This is a genomic window from Arthrobacter sp. P4_F10 (genome assembly GCF_056401435.1).
The window spans coordinates 1-14343 of the sequence record NZ_JBFUJJ010000066.1; the positions used below are offsets into that span (position 1 = coordinate 1).

The window sequence follows — 14343 nt, forward strand, 5'->3', positions numbered from 1 at the left end:
CCTGCGCTATGCCGGCTCGATCGTCGGCTGGCGCCGCAAGGCCCTCAAGGATACCGAAGTCGGTGGCGTCGCCATCGAGGAAGGCGCTCAGCTGCTGCTCCTCATGGGCTCAGCCAACCGGGACGAGAACAAGTTCAGCGCTGGCGAGGACTTCGACATCACCCGCCCCAACGCCCGCGAGCACCTCTCCTTCGGGTTCGGAATCCACTACTGCCTGGGCAACATGCTCGCCAAGCTCCAGGCCAAGATCGCGCTCGAGGAAGTGGCCAGGCTCGCCCCGCAGCTGCAGCTCGAGGATCCGGACGGCATAGCCTTCCGCGAAAACCTCTCCTTCCGCGTCCCCGAGACCGTCCCCGTCAGCTGGAAGGCCTGAGAAATGCAAAGCAACGAATACATCCAGTTCTTCGACGGCGGCATCGAACCGAAGCTCGAAAACCTCGGCGGTAAGGGCGCCTCGCTGGTCACGATGACCTCCGCCGGTATGCCCGTCCCGCCAGGCTTCGTGGTCACCACCGCCCAGTTCGACGCGTTCATGAAGGAAGCCGGCATCACCCGGGATATCCACCAGCTCCTCGCCGGCCTGGACCCCGAGGACATGGGCCAGGTGGACAAGATCGCCGCCGGCATCCGCGAGGACATCCGCTCCCGCCCGGTGCCCCAGGCCATGCGCGAACTCACCATCACCGCCTACGAGTCCCTGATGTCCCGCTTTGAGGCGCCAGTCCCGGTGGCCGTCCGCTCCAGCGCCACCGCCGAGGACCTTCCGGACGCGTCCTTCGCCGGCCAGCAGGACACCTACCTCTGGCTAGACGGCGTCGAGGCCGTCACCGAGCACATCCGCCAGTGCTGGGCCTCGCTCTTCACCTCCCGCGCCATCATCTACCGGCTCAAGAACAACATCCCCAACGACGGCCTCTCCATGGCCGTTGTGGTGCAGAAGATGGTCAACGCACGCGTCTCCGGCGTTGCGATCACCATGGACCCCACCAACGGCGACCGCTCCAAGATCACCATTGACTCCTCATACGGGGTGGGCGAGATGGTGGTCTCGGGCCAGGTCACGCCGGACAACATCATGCTGGACAAGGTCACCCTGGCCGTCATCTCCGAACACCTCGGCGACAAGCACGCCGAGCTCGTCCCCGACTTGGTCGCCGGCCGTCTGGTGGAACGCGAGGTCGACGCCGAACGCCGCGGCCGCCGCAGCCTCACCGACGCCGAACTCACGGCCGTCGCGCAGATGGCCAAGCGCGCGGAAAAGCACTACAAGTGCCCCCAGGACATCGAATGGGCCCTCGACGCGGACCTGCCCGACGGCGGCAACCTGCTCCTGCTGCAGTCACGCCCGGAAACCGTGCACTCCTCCAAGCCTGCGGCGGTTGCCGCAACGGCTCAGCCGGGCGCCATCGCCGGCGGCTACTTCAGCGGACTCAGCCACCCGCCATCGACCACGTCCACGACGTCGGCAGGCACGACGCCGTCGTCCTCAACCGGCGGCCTCAACCTCGGCAGCATCACCGCCTCGCTGCTCAAGCCCTCTTTCTGACAAGGTTTTTACCCGCTAGTCCGCGCGATCACCCAGGCTCAACGCCGAGCCCGTATTGAAAGGACCGCCATGTCCCTGAAGTCCTTCCCCAAGCCCTCCGAGCTTCCGGTCCCCGCCGGGGCCGAGGGCTGGGAAAAGATCTACCCCTACTATCTGGTGTTCCAGGACAAGCTCAAGGAACAGGAGGACGCCAAGTTCTGGTTCTGCGACAGCCAGCATTGGCCCACCGTGTTCAAGCCCTTCGAGACGATCGGCGGCGAGTTCGCGGTCAAGTGCCTGGGCCAGTACAACGCCCGGCACCTGATGATCCCGAACGCAAACGGCATCGAGTTCCGGGTCCACCTGGGCTACCTCTACATGTCGCCGATCCCGGTGCCGGAGGACCAGATCGCTGCCCGCGTGCCGCTGTTCGAGCAGCGCGTGGGCCACTACTTCCAGAACTGGGACCAGCTCCTCAGGCAGTGGCACGTCAAGGTCCAGGGCACTATCGAGGAGATGGAAACCATTTCCTTCCCCAGGCTTCCGGACGTGGTCCCTATGGAGGACATTCTCTCCGGCAAAGGCAAGGATGGCTCCGAGAAGCTGCTGGAGAGCTACGACCGGCTCATCCAGCTGGCCTACCAGAACTGGCAGTACCACTTCGAGTTCCTCAACCTCGGCTACATCGCCTACCTGGACTTCTTCAACTTCTGCAAGCAGGCCTTCCCCAACATCCCGGACCAGTCCATCGCCACTATGGTGCAGGGCGTGGACATGGAGCTCTTCCGCCCGGATGACGAGCTCAAGCAGCTCGCCAAGCTCGCCGTTGAGCTGCAACTGCAGCCTCTATTCGGCAACACCGACGACGTCGGGGCCACCCTGGCGGCCATCGCGGCCGCTCCGGGCGGGGACCGGTGGATCGCCCAGTACGAGGGCGCCAAGGACCCGTGGTTCAACTTCACTGTGGGCAACGGATTCTACGGCCACGACAAGTACTGGAATGAGCACCAGGAAATCCCGCTGGGCTACATCGCGGACTACATCCGCCGTGTGGACGAGGGCCAGGAAATCATGCGCCCGGTGGAGGCGCTCATCGTTGAACGCGACCGTGTCATCGAGGAGTACCGCGAGCTGCTCGAAGGCGAAACCCAGGCCCTCTTCGACGCCAAGCGCGGGCTCGCCGCGACGGCCTACCCCTATGTCGAGAACCACAACTTCTACATCGAGCACTGGACCATGGGCGTCTTCTGGCGCAAGATCCGTGAGCTGTCCCGCATGATGCAGGCCGAGGGCTTCTGGACCGAACCGGACGACCTCCTCTACCTGGGCCGCAACGAGGTCCGTGACGCGCTTTTCGACCTTGTCACGGGCTGGGGCGTGGGTGCCAAGCCGATCGGTCCGGACTACTGGCCGGCCGAGATCGAGCGCCGCCGCGGAATCGTGGACGCGCTCAAGACCGCCCGGCCCGCCCCGGCGCTGAACACCCCGCCGGAATCCATCACCGAACCCTTCACCCGGATGCTCTGGGGCATCACCACCGAGCAGGTCCAGCAGTGGCTGGGCGCCGGCGAGGAAGTGGAGGGCGGGGGCCTGCGCGGCATGGCGGCCTCGCCCGGCGTCGTCGAAGGCCTGGCCCGCGTCATCACCGACGCGGACCAGCTCTCCGAGGTGCAGCAGGGCGAAATCCTCGTCGCCACCGTCACCGCCCCGTCCTGGGGCCCGATCTTCGGGAAGATCAAGGCCACGGTGACGGACATCGGCGGCATGATGAGCCACGCCGCGATCGTGTGCCGCGAATACGGGCTTCCGGCCGTGACTGGGACCGGATCGGCATCCACCACCATAAAAACCGGCCAGCGGCTGCGGGTGGACGGGACCAAGGGCACGGTCCAGATCCTCGACGCCGAGGACGAACTGCTGGTGACCGGACCCGGCGCTCACAGTCACAGCCATGTCTGAAGCAAGAATGTCTGAAGCAGGAAAGACCGTCCTCATCACCGGTGCCGCCGGCGGGCTGGGCCGGGCGTTTGCGCTCGGCTTTGCCGGCCGCGGCTACCGCGTGGCGGTGGCCGACATCAACCTCGAGGGTGCTGAGCAGACCGCCAAACTGGTCCGCGAAAGCGGCGCCGAAGCTGCAGCGTTCTCAGCGGACGTCACCAGCGTGGACTCCAYGGAGGACCTCGCGAAAAGTTGCGCGGACTTCGGAAACGGGAGCATCGACGTCGTCCTGAACAACGCCGCGGTGTACGCGGCGTTGACCCGCACCCCGTTTGAGGAGATCGATCCGGCCGAATGGGACCTGGTGATGAACGTGAACCTCAAAGGCCCCTGGCTGGTGACCCGCGCCGCGAGCCCATACCTGCCCGAGGGCGGGCGCGTCATCAATCTCTCCAGCGCCACCATCTTCAGCGGCTCCGAGCAATGGCTGCACTACGTCGCCTCCAAGGGCGGCGTGGTGGCCCTGACCCGGGTGATGGCCAAGGAGCTGGGGCGGCGGGGGATCACGGTCAACGCGATCGCCCCCGGCTTCACCCTCACCGAGGCCAGCTACGGCCTGATGGAAAATGCCGAGAACTACGGCGTGGACCGCGGTGCCATCAAGCGGGCCAGCCAGCCGGAGGACATCGTGGGAGCCGCGCTCTTCCTCGCGGGACCGGACAGTTCGTATTACACCGGCCAGACCATGGTGGTGGACGGCGGCCGGCAGTTCATCTGACCAGCCTGCATAGCTGACCAGCCATTCCACCAACAACCAACTTCAACCCCAAGGAGGACCAATGCCAACGGTTCACTTCACCGACGCCGAAGGCGCCGTTCGCGACGTCGAGGGCAGCGTGGGCGACTCGGTCATGGAAACCGCGGTGCGCAACGGCGTTCCCGGAATCGTGGCCGAGTGCGGCGGCTCGCTGTCCTGTGCCACCTGCCACGTTTTCGTCCGGGAAGACTGCGTCTCGCAGCTCCCACCCATGGAGGACATGGAGGACGAGATGCTGTACGGCACCGCAGTGGACCGCGAGGACAACTCCCGGCTGTCCTGCCAGCTGCGCCTCACGGACGAGCTCGAACTGTTCGTCACCACCCCGGAATCCCAGGTGTAACCGTGGGCACGCACGCAATGGTGCAGGCGGCCGGCGCCACCACCGTCCCCACCCAGACCGGGCTCCTGATTATTGGCGCCAGCCAGTCAGGCGTACAGCTTGCCGTATCGCTCCGGGCCCTGGGCTTCGACGAACACATCACCCTGCTCGGGGATGAAGACCACCGCCCGTACCAGCGGCCCGCGCTGTCCAAGGAGTTCCTGCAGGGCACCGTGGAAAGCGAATCCCTGATTTTTCGCTCCAACGAATATTGGGCCGAGCACAACGTGGACCTGGTCAAGGGCGAGTACATCGCCAGGATCGACAAGGAAGCGGACGGTTCCGGGGTGGCGCACGCGTCCTCCGGCCGGGAGGTCCCCTTCAAGCGGCTTGCCCTCACCGTGGGCGCCCGCGCCCGCAAACTGGACATCGAGGGCGCGGACCTGGAAGGCGTGCTGTACCTGCGCAATGCCGACGACGCACTGGCTCTCAAAGCCCGGGTAGGCGACGCCACGGACGTGGTGGTGATCGGCGGCGGGTTCATTGGCCTGGAGGCCGCGTCCAGCCTGCAGAAGATGGGCAAAAACGTCACCGTGCTCGAATATGGGCCGCGGCTGGTGGGCCGGGCGGTGGGGGAGGAGACCGCCGAGTACTTCCTGGCGGCACACCGCTCCCGTGGGTTGGACATCCGGCTCAACACGAGTGCGGCGCGCTTTACCCCCGCCGACGGCGGCACTGCAGTCGCCGCCGTCGAGCTTAAGGACGGCACGGTGCTGCCTGCCCAGATTGTGCTGATCGGCATCGGCGTCATCCCCAACACGCAGCTGGCAGAACAGCTCGGACTGGACGTGGACAACGGCGTGGTGGTGGACCGTTTCGCGCTCGCTTCGGACGGCACCACCGTTGCAGTTGGGGACGTGGCCAACATGCCCAACCCGGTACCGGGCTCGGAGCCGGGTGAGCGGATCCGGCTGGAAAGCGTCAACAACGCCATCGAGCATGCCAAGGTGGCCGCCTACTCGCTCACGGGCCGGCGGGAGGAATACGCCGGCATCCCGTGGTTCTGGTCCAACCAGGCCGACCTCAAGCTTCAGATCGCGGGTCTCTGCAACGGCTTCGACCAGACAGTCATCCGGCGCGACGAGGCACGCGGAAAGTTCAGCGTCCTCTACTACCGCCAGGGGCAGGTAATCGCCGCCGACTGCGTCAACGCACCGCTGGACTTTATGGCAGTGAAGAACGCCCTGGCAAAGGGGCAGAACATCCCCTCCGACGCCGCGGCGGACCCCGCCACGCAACTCAAGACCATCACCACGGACAGCTAACTGCACTCAGACAATACGTCGGCCCACCCGAAGGAGCAATATGCGCACCCCCAAGACTCCGGTCGCTTCAGCCGGCCTCGCCGCTGAACCGGCGGACGTGCCGGCCGAGGCCTTCGCCGCGGAGTACAGCGTCCGGCCCGTACCCGCGGCCGGTCCGGTGGACACCACCGCCATCTGCAACACCCCCGCTGCCCTTGAGGAACTCGATGCGCTGTGGAAGGCCGTCGTCCAGGAAACCCGGACGCGCGGAAACGACATCCATCTGCCGATTTCCTTGGCCTACGCCGAAAGGCTGTGCCGGGCCTATCCCGGCGCCGACGCTGAACTGGTGCGCGTGGCCACCCTGCTGCACGACACCGGCTGGGCCTACGTTGATGAATCCCGCATCATCTCCGAGGGCTTCACCGGTGACTGGCGCAAGGCTGCCATCCGCTACGAACACGAGCAGCAGGGCTGCGAGGTGGCCCGCCGGGTGCTCCCGGGGCTGGGCTATTCGCCGGCCTTTGTGGAACGCGTCTGCGAAATCATCGACGGCCACGACACACGGCCAGTGGCCAGGTCCTTGGAGGACGCCTTGATGCGCGACGCCGACCGGCTGTGGCGTTTCGACCGTGCCGGGATCTCGCTGGCCTCCTCGTGGTTCGCCATGGACCCGGCAACGTACACCGACCGGCTGGCCACCGAGATCGTGCCCGAACTCATCACGCAGGCGGCCGTGGACATGGCGACGGCGGACCTCAACCGATCCAACGCCCTCCTCAAGACGGCGGTGATCCGATGACCTCCGCCACGCATGGGGCTCCTGCCCTGGTTGCCCGGACGGAGCTGTCCCTGCCGCATACGCATGTGGACACGATCTTTGTCGGCGGAGCGTGGCAGCCTTCGCGGAGCACGGGCCGCAACCCTGTGACTGACCCCGCCACGGGCGAAGTGTGGGGCTCGGTGCCGGACGGAACACCGGAAGACGTGGACGCCGCCGTCGGCTCCGCCCAGCGAGCGTTTCAGGGGGAGTGGCCCCGGCTTACGCCGTCTGAACGCGCCGCTTACCTGCTAAGGATTGCCGACGAAGTGGAAAAGCGGGCTGAAGAACTGTCGCTGACCAACTCGCGGGAAAACGGCTCCCCGGTCTCCGAGTCCGCCGGCGCGGCCGCCAACGCGGCAAGCATCTTCCGCTACTTTGCCACCCTCGCCGAGTACCTCGAGCGCGAAGACGTCCGCCCCTTCCCACTCGGCGGCGGCGAGTCCGTAGTCCGGCGCGACCCGCTGGGAGTCTGCGCGCTGATCGCACCGTGGAACTTCCCCATCAACCTGGTGGTCATCAAACTGGCGCCGGCACTGCTGGCGGGCTGCACCGTGGTGATCAAGCCGGCGTCGCCCACTCCGCTGTCCATCCGGGTGATTATCGACGCCGTCGCCGCGGCCGGGGTCCCGGCGGGCGTGGTCAACTTGGTCACCGGTTCCGGCCGGCTAGGGGATGTGCTGGTCAAGCACCCGGGCGTGGACAAGGTGGCGTTCACCGGTTCGACGCCGGTGGGCCGGAAAATTGCCGCGGCCTGCGGTGAACTGCTGCGCCCGGTCACGCTGGAGCTGGGCGGGAAATCCAGCGCCGTTGTGCTGCCCGACGCGGACCTGGACGCCATGTCCAAGGTCCTGATCCGGTCCTCCATGCGCAACACCGGCCAGACCTGCTACATCTCCACCCGGATCCTGGCGCCCGCGAGCCGCTATGACGAGGTGGTGGACATGGTCACGGCCACGATTGCCGCCGGGACGCAGGGTGATCCGCTCGATCCGGACACCGTGTTCGGCCCCTGCGCAACGGAGTCCCAGTACCGGACCGTGCTGGAGTACGTGGAGTCAGGCCTGGCCGAAGGCGCACGGGCCACCACCGGCGGGCGTGCGGCGACGTTGGGCGGTGGCCTTGAAGGCGGCTACTTCGTCGAGCCCACAGTCTTCGCCGACGTCACACCGGAGATGCGGATTTCCCGCGAGGAGATCTTCGGACCGGTCCTGTGCATCCTAAAATACGACGACGCCGATGGCAGTGTTGACGCGGCCGTCGCGCTGGCGAACAACACCGAGTTCGGCCTGGGCGGGCTGGTGTTCGGGAAGGACGCGGACGCTGCTCTGAACGTGGCGGACCGGATGGACACCGGCTCCGTGGGCATCAATTTCTTCGCATCCAACCATGCCGCACCCTTTGGCGGCCGGCACGACTCGGGCCTTGGCACCGAGTACGGGATCGAAGGACTCAACGCGTACCTGAGCTACAAGTCCGTTCACCGCCGTGCCTAACTGTCGGGGTGTGGGCCTTACGCGGAGTCAGGCTGGTTGCGAGCACGACCCCGAGGCTGACGCGTCCATGTAGCGGCGCGTTCAGAGCCGGACGGCGGCGGGAGGTCCCGCGGTTGTCCGCCGAGCAATAGCTTTTTGAGACATCTCGCTCTATGCCAAGGGCCTGACAAGCAGAACAGGCTTGTAACCAAAGCGTTCGACGGCGGGTGCGCACCCACTGCCGCCGGACTAGGATGGCCCCAAAACGAAGGGCGTCCTGACACGAGTGGAGAACGAGCGGATGGATCAGCAAGCGACGGCAGGCCCCGAAACCGGGTACGCCCCCGTTAACGGAATGCAGATGTACTACGAGCTGCATGGTGCCGGCGGCACACCGCTGCTGTTATTACATGGCGGGCTGTTCGATATCGAGCAGCAATTTGGCGCGTTGCTCCCGGGCTTGTCGGCGGGCCGCCGGGTCATCGCGATGGACTTCCAAGGTCACGGTCGAACCAACGACATCGACCGTCCGCTGAACACCCGCGACCTCGCCTCCGACGTCGTTGGGCTCCTTGAACTTCTGGAGGTCCGGGAGGTGGATATCTTCGGATTCAGCGTCGGCGGCGCGGTCGCACTGCATCTGGCAGTCAACCGCCCGGACCTGATCCGCAAACTCATCGTTTCGTCCGTGTCATTCCGGCCCGACGGCGATCGGGGTGAAAACTCCGAAGCGGTCGCCGCCATGACCGTGGACATGATCGCCGGCACGCCCATGGAAGAGCGCTATCTGACGGTGTCGCCGCATCCCGACCGCGAGCATCTACAAGGACTCCTGGACAAGCTCGGGCGCTACGACGCGGGCGCGACGGGGTGGAGTGATGACGAGGTCCGGGGCATCGCGGCCCCCACCTTGATCACCGTCGGCGATTGCGACATGGTCAAGCTCGAGCACGCGGTGCGGTTCCTGCAGCTGCGCGGGGGAGACGTGAACGGCGACTTTGAGGGCGTACCGGCGTCGCAGCTCGCGGTTTTTCCCGGCACGACACATTTCTTCGGGCTCGCGAAGACAGGCCTGGTGCAGGAAGTTGTGACCACCTTTCTGGACTCGCCTCTCTTCCGGTGAAGGCCGCGCACCGCGCTACTTGCAGCCGACCTGGCAGCAGGTTCTGTCCGCCTGTTTTAGCGGTTCACTGTCCGCGGACGTCCGCGTTCTCTGGCATCGGTGCGTCGGGCGTCTCCGGAGCGCGGACTGCGGTGGTGATCAGGGTGGACATGACTTCGACGGCGTCGTCGTCGGAGAGCCCGTTGTCATGGCAAAGTGATCGCCAGGTCCAGAAGGAAACCGCGTGGCTGAGCGTGGCGTTAAACCTGGAATTCCTGTTCGGCTCGGGGAACGGCTCGAGAAGAATGCTCCGGAAGTGGGCGTTCGTGGATTCGAGGGCCGCGCGGCGTGTTTGGGGGAGCGCGTGCCAGTCCGCATAGATTCGGGTGAGCATGGCCTCGCCGCGGCGGTAGAACCGGTACAGATCGGTCAGGCCAACGGTCAGGCGTACGAGTGGGTCGGCGTGCCGGGACCATTCCTCGGGGTCCGGCAGTTGCTGTTGCGAGAGCCAGTGCGAGGAGCATGCGGAGAATAGTGCCTCGTCGTCAGGAAAGTGGCGGTAGACCGTCAGCCTGGTGACACCGGCCTTTTCGGCGATGCCCGCGATCGTGGTGCGGGCCGGCCCGATGGAACCGTGCAGCTCGGAGCGGGAGGCTACATCACGAAACCGCGGGGGAGCTCCACACGATGTGGAATGCCGGCAAAGTCCCCGCCCGTTTGATCGAGATCATCAGCCCGGCCGGGTTTGAGCATTTCTTCTGGGGACTGGCCGATCACTTTGAAGCGGGTCCGCCGGATCCCGAGGTTATTGCCAAAATGGCCGCCGAATACGGGCTTCAGTTCGGTGAGCCGCCCTGGCTGCCGGACATCATCGCCCGGTACGGGCTGACACCTCCGATGGGCTGACACGAGCCCAGGTGCAGAGGCGGGGGCCTTCTGTTTCACGGCGTCCGGGGATACCGTTTCCTACCCCTCCCGTTTCTCCCGTTGGAACGCCCTCACTGCTTCGCTCACTGTCGGGTAGAAATGGTCGGGAGAGAAGCGGGCGCCCATGCCGTACTGCAACAATCTGTCTTTGACCGGGTCTTTGAGCTCGGCGAATACCAGGTCTACGCCGTGCCGGTCCAGCCATTCGTCAAGCTGCACCAACTCGTCCAGTGCAGTCGTGTCGATTCCTGTCACTGGTTCTGCCGCGAGCACCACGCGTTCAGTGCCGTCTTCCGCCTGGTCCAGTTCGTTGCGTACGAAGGACCCCAGCAAGGCTCCGTTGCCGAAGAACAGGGGTGCGTCGAAGCGCAGGATCAACAGGCCGGGGATGCGTTCCCCTTCCGGATGACGGCTCACGTCGTGGTACCCGGGTATACCGGGCACGTCCACGAGTTCAGCGCGGTAGGGGTCCCAGGCCCGCCGTAGGAAGTCCAGAATTGCCAAGCCGATGGCAATGGCGATGCCCGGGAGGACGCCCAGTATGGTGACCCCCAGGAATGCCGCGAACATCACCAACGATTCACTGCGGCTCATGCCGATGAGCCGTCGCACACCGGCCGGGTCGGCCATTGCGGCGGCTGCGGCGATGACGATGGCGGCAAGGGTTGTGGCGGGCAGGAACTCGGTGACGCCGGGCGCCACGAGCATGAAGCCGAGCACCAGTACTGCGCCCGCAGCCCCCGTGAGCTGGGATTTCGCCCCGGACTCGACTGCTACCGGCGTGCGGGACGTGCTGGCCGACACCGGGAAGCCGCCCAGCAGCCCGGTGGCAGCGTTCGCCGCACCCAAGGCTGCCATTTCATGGTTGCCGGATACCCTGCCGTCCTCTGCGGCCGCCAGGGATTGGGACAGGGTTCCGGTATCAACGAAGACGATGAGGGCGATCGCGGCGGCGGCGGGCAACAGTGTAAGGACGTCAGCCCAGCCAATTCCGCCCAGGGCCGGTGCAGGGAGCCCCTGCGGGAGGGCACCTGTGACCTTCAAACGCTCTTGGAGTCCCAGCAGGGCCACGGCGATGCAGGACACCACTACCGCAATGAGCACGCCCGGAACCTTCCATTTCAGCCGGCGGGGAACCCAGATGAGCGCCAGCGAGATCAGGCCGAGCAGTAGTGCCGTCAAATTGGTCTCGCCGGCAAGCACCTTCGGCGCGGCGGCGATGAGTTTTTCCCAAGGTGTACTGCCTTCCACGGAGATCCCCAGGAGGGTGGGAAGCTGGGACACAGCCACCAGCAAGGCGATGCCGTTGAGATAGCCGAGCCGGATGGGCTTCGACAACAGTCCAGTGACGATTCCCAATCTCAGCACTGAGCCGAGCAGCAAGATGCCGCCAATCAGTATGGCCAGGAGACCGGCCAGGGCCACGGATTTCTGCTCGTTATCCGCGGCCAAGGGAACCAAGGCTGCAACGATCATCGGGGCGAGCGCGGAATCCGGCCCCAGCACCAGCACACGCGATGGCCCGACTGCTGCGTAGACAAGCAGGGGCACTACCGTCGCGTACAGGCCGGTCACCGGTGGAAGGCCGGCGGCCTGGGCGTACGCCATGCCCGCGGGGACCAAGATCGCGAAGAGCGCGGCGCCGGCCACCAGGTCGTGGCGCAGCCACTCGATCCTGTAGCCGCGCAGGGCTGGCGGGACCGCCCAGAATGGAATCTTTCCGGATCGGCGCATCTTCCGATCATGTCCCAACATGGCCCTGCTCGCCATCCATAATCGGGCGAACTCAGCCTTGCGCGGGACCAGTATTCGATGATCGGATCGTTGCGCCCCAGCCACCGCCGGTCTGCGTCGGCTCGGCCAGGGCTCCCCTCAATCCCGACGTCCTCGAGACAAAACTAATGATTTTGTCTCAGGAAGGGAACAACAGGCGCGCGAAGACGCTGATCGCGTACCAGCCCACGACCCCGAGGGCACCCAAAGTCACGATGGAAACTACCCAAAACCGGACGGAGCGTTTCGAGTTCGCGTTTTCATACATAACAACCACCCACGTTCAATCGGGATACGTCGGAATGCATCCTGCCAGAAGCGCCTTGCAAAAAGCTTGAATCGACACGGGGCCCAAGGTCACTCCCGTCGGTATGGGTCTGGCTAGCTGTTGGTTTGTGCTGTTTCTGGGATGGTTGTGGCCGCCCAGCTGGTGAGCAGCCTGAGGTGCTCCTCGTGGATGGTTCCGGGTTCGGCGGTGTAGACGCTGAGTTCGTGGACCGCGCGGGGGAGGGTGGGCAGGGCGAGGGACTGGTAGGTCAGTTCCAGGTATCCGGCAACGGGGTGCTGGAGCCGTTTGATGCCGTCGTGGCGGAATCGGATATCGTGCGATGCCCATAGGGTGCGGAATTCCGGGCTGAGCGTGGACAGTTCGCCGACGAGTTCGCGGAGGGCCTTGTCGTTGGGCTCGCGGCCGGCTTCGGTGCGGAGGAGGGCGGCGGTGGCTGCGGCGCCGGCGTCCCAGTCGATAAAGAAGTCCCGCGAGGTCGGATCGAGGAAGTGGAAGCGCGCGAAGTTCGCGTGGCCGTTCGCGGTGGTGGTGTCGCTGGCGAACATTGGAGCGTGAAGCGCCAGGCCCAGCGGGTTGGCGGCGACGACGTCGAGCCGGCCGTTGCGGACGAACGCGGCGGACATGGTGATGGAGTCAAGCAGCCACCGGACCTGGGCAGCCACCTCCGGCTCTTTGCTGCGGACGGGTGTCCGCTTTGCGGGCCGGGCCGCCCGGGCCAGTTCGAAGAGGTAGGCGCGTTCTTCATCGTCCAGGTGCAGTGCCCGGGCGACGGCTTCGAGTACATCTTCGGAGACGCCGCTGATGTGGCCTTTCTCGAGCCGCGCGTACCATTCGGTGCTCACCCCGGCGAGCACGGCGACCTCTTCGCGTCGCAGCCCCGGGACCCGCCGTCGGGTTCCGGCGGGGAGGCCGACCTGGTCCGGGTTGAGCTTGGCGCGGCGGCTGGCCAGGAAGTCCCGGATGTCGGTGCGGTTGTCAGGCAGATGGTCCATACGTCCACGGTAACCCCGGTTCACTTCGGTTAGGGGGAGACAGTTTCTTCCCCCATAAACCCCGCCCCCACTCGCCAGATGCCTTGGATTGCCAATCCATGAGTCGCAGTCGGGACGGGTCGCCGCGCTTCGTGAGCATGCCCGCACCCGCCGATGTTCCGGTAAAGGGGGGACCGTTTATACCCCGATAAACGCAGCCTTCTCCGCCGGGTGAGCAAACGGTTGAAATGGATACAAGACATTTTCCACTGCCTAAATGAGGAATGCGTATGAGCGTGCAGACAAAAATCAAGGACGGCATTACTGCCGGCAATACGAAAACCGGTGAGATCGGACGGCGGCCGAAGCTTCCGGTGGTGGTCTACGTGCTGGCACTGGGTACGTTCCTGATGCTCACGAGCGAGTTCGTGGTGGCCGGCATTCTTCCGATGATCGCGGGAGACCTGCAGGTGAGCGTCGCCCAGGCCGGATCGCTGATCACCGTCTTCGCGGTCGGCATGGTCATAGGCGCGCCGCTGATGGCAATGCTGACGATGCGCATGTCCAGGCAGCTGACGTTGGTCCTGGCGCTCATGGTGTTCGTTATCGGCCACATCGTTGTGGCGCTTGGCCCGGACTTCACGCTGTTGCTGGTGGCGCGGTTCGTCAGCGCCCTTGCCACCGGCGCGTTCTGGGCGGTTTCCGCTGTGGTGGCCACCCGCGCCGCGGGCCCGTCTTCAGGTGCCCGCGCGGTAGGGGTCGTGGGCGCCGGCGGGGCACTGGCCACCGTTCTCGGCGTGCCGCTGGGGGCATTCGTAGCGCAGCTCGTCGGCTGGCGCGGAACCTTCTGGGCCCTGGCGGCCGCCGCCGCAGTTGCCACTGTTCTCGTCGCCCGCCTCGTGCCGCACGGCGCCCCGGCGGCGCAAACAACTTCGATCCGTGCCGAACTGGCCGGTCTCCGCTCGGGCCGGCTGTGGCTGGCGCTGGCTGCCTGCGCCGCGACGTGCGGCGGCGTGCTCGCCGCCTACTCTTACATCGCCCCGATCCTGACGGATCAGGCCGGCGTGAACGCTGCCCAGG

General features: G+C 65.8%; 14 protein-coding genes and 1 pseudogene. 11 read left to right on the forward strand and 4 right to left on the reverse strand.

The window, feature by feature from the left end:
* The 9 genes from AC1DR1_RS22490 to AC1DR1_RS22530 form a co-directional block, all read left to right on the forward strand.
* Nucleotides 1–373 (forward strand): cytochrome P450 (locus tag AC1DR1_RS22490; protein ID WP_476993378.1); only part of this gene is annotated, 373 nt, incomplete at its 5' end.
* A 3-nt stretch (nucleotides 374–376) separates the two neighbouring features.
* Nucleotides 377–1546: a PEP/pyruvate-binding domain-containing protein gene (locus AC1DR1_RS22495; RefSeq protein ID WP_476993379.1), complete on the forward strand. Its 1170-nt coding sequence runs from the start codon at nucleotides 377–379 to the stop codon at nucleotides 1544–1546.
* A 69-nt stretch (nucleotides 1547–1615) separates the two neighbouring features.
* On the forward strand, nucleotides 1616–3484 hold the full coding sequence (locus tag AC1DR1_RS22500) for a PEP-utilizing enzyme (protein ID WP_364742634.1): 1869 nt from the start codon (nucleotides 1616–1618) through the stop codon (nucleotides 3482–3484).
* Nucleotides 3485–3491: 7 nt separating this feature from the next.
* Nucleotides 3492–4241: an SDR family NAD(P)-dependent oxidoreductase gene (locus AC1DR1_RS22505; protein ID WP_476993380.1), complete on the forward strand. Its 750-nt coding sequence runs from the start codon at nucleotides 3492–3494 to the stop codon at nucleotides 4239–4241.
* A 61-nt stretch (nucleotides 4242–4302) separates the two neighbouring features.
* On the forward strand, nucleotides 4303–4623 hold the full coding sequence (locus AC1DR1_RS22510; protein WP_476993381.1) for a 2Fe-2S iron-sulfur cluster-binding protein: 321 nt from the start codon (nucleotides 4303–4305) through the stop codon (nucleotides 4621–4623).
* Nucleotides 4624–4625: 2 nt separating this feature from the next.
* Nucleotides 4626–5927, forward strand: coding sequence for an NAD(P)/FAD-dependent oxidoreductase (locus AC1DR1_RS22515; RefSeq protein WP_476993382.1), 1302 nt, complete (start codon nucleotides 4626–4628; stop codon nucleotides 5925–5927).
* Between the two features lie 40 nt (nucleotides 5928–5967).
* A complete protein-coding gene (locus tag AC1DR1_RS22520) occupies nucleotides 5968–6708 on the forward strand; it encodes an HD domain-containing protein (protein WP_476993383.1) in 741 nt (246 codons plus the stop codon).
* Complete coding sequence (locus AC1DR1_RS22525; protein WP_476993384.1) at nucleotides 6705–8222, forward strand: aldehyde dehydrogenase family protein; 1518 nt, start codon at nucleotides 6705–6707, stop codon at nucleotides 8220–8222. Before AC1DR1_RS22520 ends, AC1DR1_RS22525 begins: the two co-directional genes overlap by 4 nt.
* 280 nt (nucleotides 8223–8502) lie before the next feature.
* Nucleotides 8503–9324 carry an alpha/beta fold hydrolase gene (locus AC1DR1_RS22530; RefSeq protein ID WP_476993385.1) on the forward strand — a complete coding sequence of 274 codons (822 nt, stop codon included), beginning with the start codon at nucleotides 8503–8505 and terminating at the stop codon, nucleotides 9322–9324.
* A 64-nt stretch (nucleotides 9325–9388) separates the two neighbouring features.
* Here AC1DR1_RS22530 and AC1DR1_RS22535 read toward each other — a convergent pair whose 3' ends face one another.
* The gene (locus AC1DR1_RS22535) at nucleotides 9389–9697 is read right to left on the reverse strand and encodes a hypothetical protein (protein ID WP_229995175.1); all 309 of its coding nucleotides are present in this window, start codon (nucleotides 9695–9697) and stop codon (nucleotides 9389–9391) included.
* A gap of 183 nt (nucleotides 9698–9880) precedes the next feature.
* A pseudogene (locus AC1DR1_RS22540) lies at nucleotides 9881–9943 on the reverse strand (hypothetical protein); the annotation flags it as partial.
* A 77-nt stretch (nucleotides 9944–10020) separates the two neighbouring features.
* Here AC1DR1_RS22540 and AC1DR1_RS22545 point away from each other — a divergent pair.
* The gene (locus tag AC1DR1_RS22545; protein WP_229995174.1) at nucleotides 10021–10209 is read left to right on the forward strand and encodes a hypothetical protein; all 189 of its coding nucleotides are present in this window, start codon (nucleotides 10021–10023) and stop codon (nucleotides 10207–10209) included.
* Nucleotides 10210–10269: 60 nt separating this feature from the next.
* Here AC1DR1_RS22545 and AC1DR1_RS22550 read toward each other — a convergent pair whose 3' ends face one another.
* Together AC1DR1_RS22550 and AC1DR1_RS22555 are read right to left on the reverse strand one after the other, a co-directional pair.
* Nucleotides 10270–11964 (reverse strand): SulP family inorganic anion transporter, encoded by a 1695-nt coding sequence (locus AC1DR1_RS22550; protein ID WP_229995173.1) that lies wholly within the window; start codon nucleotides 11962–11964, stop codon nucleotides 10270–10272.
* A gap of 420 nt (nucleotides 11965–12384) precedes the next feature.
* On the reverse strand, nucleotides 12385–13284 hold the full coding sequence (locus tag AC1DR1_RS22555) for a helix-turn-helix transcriptional regulator (RefSeq protein ID WP_364742655.1): 900 nt from the start codon (nucleotides 13282–13284) through the stop codon (nucleotides 12385–12387).
* Nucleotides 13285–13553: 269 nt separating this feature from the next.
* Here AC1DR1_RS22555 and AC1DR1_RS22560 point away from each other — a divergent pair.
* On the forward strand, nucleotides 13554–14343 hold a 790-nt coding region (locus tag AC1DR1_RS22560; RefSeq protein ID WP_476993386.1), incomplete at its 3' end, for an MFS transporter.

Coding starts and splice junctions, on each gene's coding strand:
- AC1DR1_RS22500 (WP_364742634.1), top strand. CDS start 1,616: ATGTCCCTGAAGTCCTTCCCCAAGCCCTCCGAGCTTCCGGTCCCCGCC.
- AC1DR1_RS22525 (WP_476993384.1), top strand. CDS start 6,705: ATGACCTCCGCCACGCATGGGGCTCCTGCCCTGGTTGCCCGGACGGAG.
- AC1DR1_RS22510 (WP_476993381.1), top strand. CDS start 4,303: ATGCCAACGGTTCACTTCACCGACGCCGAAGGCGCCGTTCGCGACGTC.
- AC1DR1_RS22530 (WP_476993385.1), top strand. CDS start 8,503: ATGGATCAGCAAGCGACGGCAGGCCCCGAAACCGGGTACGCCCCCGTT.
- AC1DR1_RS22550 (WP_229995173.1), bottom strand. CDS start 11,964: ATGCGCCGATCCGGAAAGATTCCATTCTGGGCGGTCCCGCCAGCCCTG.
- AC1DR1_RS22520 (WP_476993383.1), top strand. CDS start 5,968: ATGCGCACCCCCAAGACTCCGGTCGCTTCAGCCGGCCTCGCCGCTGAA.
- AC1DR1_RS22535 (WP_229995175.1), bottom strand. CDS start 9,697: ATGCTCACCCGAATCTATGCGGACTGGCACGCGCTCCCCCAAACACGC.
- AC1DR1_RS22495 (WP_476993379.1), top strand. CDS start 377: ATGCAAAGCAACGAATACATCCAGTTCTTCGACGGCGGCATCGAACCG.
- AC1DR1_RS22555 (WP_364742655.1), bottom strand. CDS start 13,284: ATGGACCATCTGCCTGACAACCGCACCGACATCCGGGACTTCCTGGCC.